This window comes from Pseudomonadota bacterium, assembly GCA_018823135.1.
In the GTDB taxonomy this organism is placed as follows: Bacteria; Desulfobacterota; Desulfobulbia; order Desulfobulbales; family CALZHT01; genus JAHJJF01.
The window spans coordinates 1-3,372 of record JAHJJF010000118.1; the positions used below are offsets into that span (position 1 = coordinate 1).

The following is a 3,372-nucleotide window of genomic DNA, read 5'->3' on the forward strand; positions in this document are numbered from 1 at the left end:
TGTAACCAGCGGCCAAAAAACCAACCAAAATCAGCGATAAAAAATCGGCCACTCGGTTCATTGGACATACCTGTGCGCATCAGGCCAATCAGTAGACGAACGGCCCTCCTTTTTTCGGTGTAATTTCAGAAAAAATATTATCCTCTCTTTCGATAGCTTTTCCCCTCCAATATAAGGATCTCCGAGTTGTAAACGAGTCGGTCGGCGATCGCGGTGGCGACAGTTGTACCGTCAAAGATATTCCCCCATTCGGCAAACGGCAAGTTGGTCGTTATAATGGTCGACTTTTTCTCGTGCCGTGCGCTGATTACCTGGAAGAAGAGGTTTGAGCCCTGGCGCCCAAGCGGAAGATACCCGATTTCGTCACAAACAAGCAGATCCGGAGATTGGTAATACTGAAGTTTCTTCAGCAGAGAATGGTCTGCCTCGGCAGCTATCAAATGATTGAGCATATCCATTGCGGAGGTGTGAAGCGTTTTGATGCCAGCTTGAGTGGCCGCATAGGCCAAGCATTTGGCAATGAAGCTTTTCCCTACTCCAGGATTGCCGATCAAGATGATGTCCTTTTTCTGTTGAACAAAGTCCAGATCCATAAGGTTTAGAATGACATTCTTTTGTTTCTGCCTCGAGTTGTGGAAGGCAAAATCAAACTGATCAATGGTCGCTTTTTCGGTTAATTTTGATTGCCTGAATCGCAGAATAATTCGGTTCTGTTCCCTGGCCTCGATTTCCACATCAAGCAGTTGGTCGACTGCTTGCAGGCAGGAAAGGTTGCGGTCTTCTGCCCGTCGGATAATTTCTTCGATATTATCGGCGCAATGCTTGAGGCGAAGGGATTTGAATTTGTTCGTCACAGTATCAATCATTTTTTCTTCCTCCTCTGAAGTGCGATAGCGTCATATTCCTGAAGAGACGGGCATACGAGTCTGATCTGATTAAGGGACTGTTGTTTAAGTTTAACGGGCTGGTGGGTCATGGTCGGGGTCATTTCTTGGTACAGGATATTGCGCACATATTCGGCACCATAAAGATTGAGATCCGAGGCCTTACCGAGCGCATAGATCAGCGCATTGTCACCATATTCATCTTTGAGAGTGAGGAGCTGTGCGACATTCTTTTTGATAGGCGCCCTGGTGTCTGCAAGTTTTTCAAGATAATCGGCTGCAGGCTGTCCAAAGGAGAGAAAGACGGCAACTTGACGGTCCTGATACAGTTTATTACGCATCTTCTTGACATGTTCGCGATGCTGAGCATGCTCCTGGCGCTTTTTCCTGTCCCATATACGGGGATGTTCGGCAACAAGTTTATCCCGGTAAAAAAGAGAGATACTCAGGAGGTCGGCTTTGACGGTCAGGTATTTCCCGATTGTCCAAGGAGGCACCGTGTAGACATTGGCGTCGAAACGGATGCCGAAATCTTTATGAACCAAGGCTGAAAGTGTCTCGCGGGTGTCCGGCAGATGAATAGGCAAGGCCTGCAGGGCATTTTTCTGCAGTCGCTCCACGGGTTTTTCTCCGGTGGTTTGATGAACACGGCAGTTGGCAACGGAATCCAGCCAGTCCAGCATCTGTCTCTGCGCATCATCGATGCCAGTAAAATTTCGCGTTGGCCAGAAATTCTGACGAATATATTTTATAGCATTCTCAACCTTACCTTTTTCGTAAGGAGCCCTGACATTACAGGCCCGAGGTGTTATGCGGAAGGGACGCAGAAAGTCGAGGAACGACTCATTGAATCGAATAACCGAGCCAGCCCGTTCCGTCACCGCTGTCATCATGTTGTCAACCACCAGTTCTTTAGGGCAACCGCCAAAGTAGTGAAAGGCAGCCAGCAGACCCATATGGAGATATTCCTGCTTCTGGCTGTGGGAGAAGTAAACATAGAGCATCCTGCTGTGCGACTCGATAATTGCCAGGGCGTATAGCTTACGAGGTTGCTCTCCGTACTTTAGACTCTGGAAATGGCCCCAATCGACTTGCAATTGCTGGCCTGGTTCAGATTCAAACCGGATGAATGGTTCACGGCGACAACTACGCCCCCTGAGCACTCGAAGCAAGGATCGGACGATCGTGATCTCTCCGTCAAAACCTTTTGCCTTGATCTTTTGCAAAATGACTGGAGCCTTGATGGATGGGTATTGATCAAGGGTGTGGCTGATAAAGTCTCGGTACGGATCAAGCTTGGACGTTTTTTGTGTCCTGACAGCTGGTTTCCGAGAGGGATTTTTAAGATATTTACCGACTGTACCCCGATCCATCTGGAGTTGGTTGGCAATATCACGAACAGAAAGCCCTTCGTTCTTGAGGTGGTGTATTTCAAAAATGGTTCGTTTGTTAATCATGACTCACTCCTTATCAACAGCATTTTTCCGGAAGGTCGAGTGTTGGCGAACTGGGTAACTCCAGAACTTGAAAAATAACATCGTCAAAGGCTACCAGGTCTCTGGCAATTAACCGGTCCCGAGCGTCAATATAATCTTCGTGAGAAAAGCCCAGTGACGCGCAAATTTTTTTGCTGCTGTAGTAGGACAGGCCACTCCTGTCGGACACCAATACCAGAAACAAGTAGAGCACAAGTTCACCGATACTCAGTGATTTCCAAAAACCATCTGACAGAAAACGGTGGGGGATGAAGGCGAAACTGGCAGGGACGGTACGGATCCGATGGGGAACAATGACTTTTTTTCTGATCATGGGAACCTCCTTGGTTTGATGTTTTTTCCCTTTTACCACAGGAAAAACACCCAAGTCCTCACGTCCATCTTTGCAACTCTTTACAACTCGTTGAAATTGCATGGATATAAATTTTTGCCGCGTCCATCTTTGCAATTTCCGGAACCAGCCAATAGTGCCCGGAAAGCTCTCCACTATTGCGATTCCTCGCGTACATCTTTGCAATTAACGGCGGTGGTGACGTTGATGAGGAGGACGACGTGTTGTTGCGGATTCGCTGTAAAAGCCTGTTGCGCTTTACCTTGTCCGGATTTTTCTCCCGATACTTTTTCCAATAATCGGGGTTGGCCCTCAGCCATTTTTTTTGGCTTATTCTCTGACCTTCACGGTACTCCGCATCACACTGGAGCTTCTCTTTCTGCCAATTTCTTCTTCGTGCTCTTTGGCAGGAGACTTTTGAACAGTATTGTTGGTTTTTGTTGCGGGGAAGAAAAAAACTCCCGCAATGCAGGCAGGGTACTTCCATATGACTCACCTCCTGCTGACACATTTCGGAGGATTCAAGCAACAGAAGAAAATATGTTTTAAAAATTCTGAATGGGAATAAAATTCAAGGAAGTAAATATGGCGGGTTTAACAATCCTGATTATGTGGAGAATTATATCGTTGATTCTGGCTGGGAATTAAATCCCTGGTTACA

At 47.0% G+C, this 3,372-nt stretch carries 4 protein-coding genes; all 4 read right to left on the reverse strand.

Annotated elements, in window-relative coordinates; all coding sequences use genetic code 11:
• Positions 1–137: 137 nt before the first annotated feature.
• Genes istB through KKE17_12610 form a run of 4 tightly spaced genes read right to left on the reverse strand, consistent with a single transcriptional unit; the run spans position 138 to position 3,198 of the window.
• Positions 138–866, reverse strand: coding sequence for an IS21-like element helper ATPase IstB (gene istB / locus KKE17_12595; GenBank protein ID MBU1710835.1), 729 nt, complete (start codon positions 864–866; stop codon positions 138–140).
• A complete protein-coding gene (gene istA / locus KKE17_12600; protein ID MBU1710836.1) occupies positions 863–2,341 on the reverse strand; it encodes an IS21 family transposase in 1,479 nt (492 codons plus the stop codon). The genes istB and istA overlap by 4 nt, the downstream gene beginning before the upstream one ends.
• Before the next feature lie 13 nt (positions 2,342–2,354).
• Positions 2,355–2,693 (reverse strand): hypothetical protein, encoded by a 339-nt coding sequence (locus tag KKE17_12605; GenBank protein ID MBU1710837.1) that lies wholly within the window; start codon positions 2,691–2,693, stop codon positions 2,355–2,357.
• Between the two features lie 58 nt (positions 2,694–2,751).
• Positions 2,752–3,198 (reverse strand): hypothetical protein, encoded by a 447-nt coding sequence (locus KKE17_12610; GenBank protein ID MBU1710838.1) that lies wholly within the window; start codon positions 3,196–3,198, stop codon positions 2,752–2,754.
• Between the last annotated feature and the right edge of the window lie 174 nt (positions 3,199–3,372).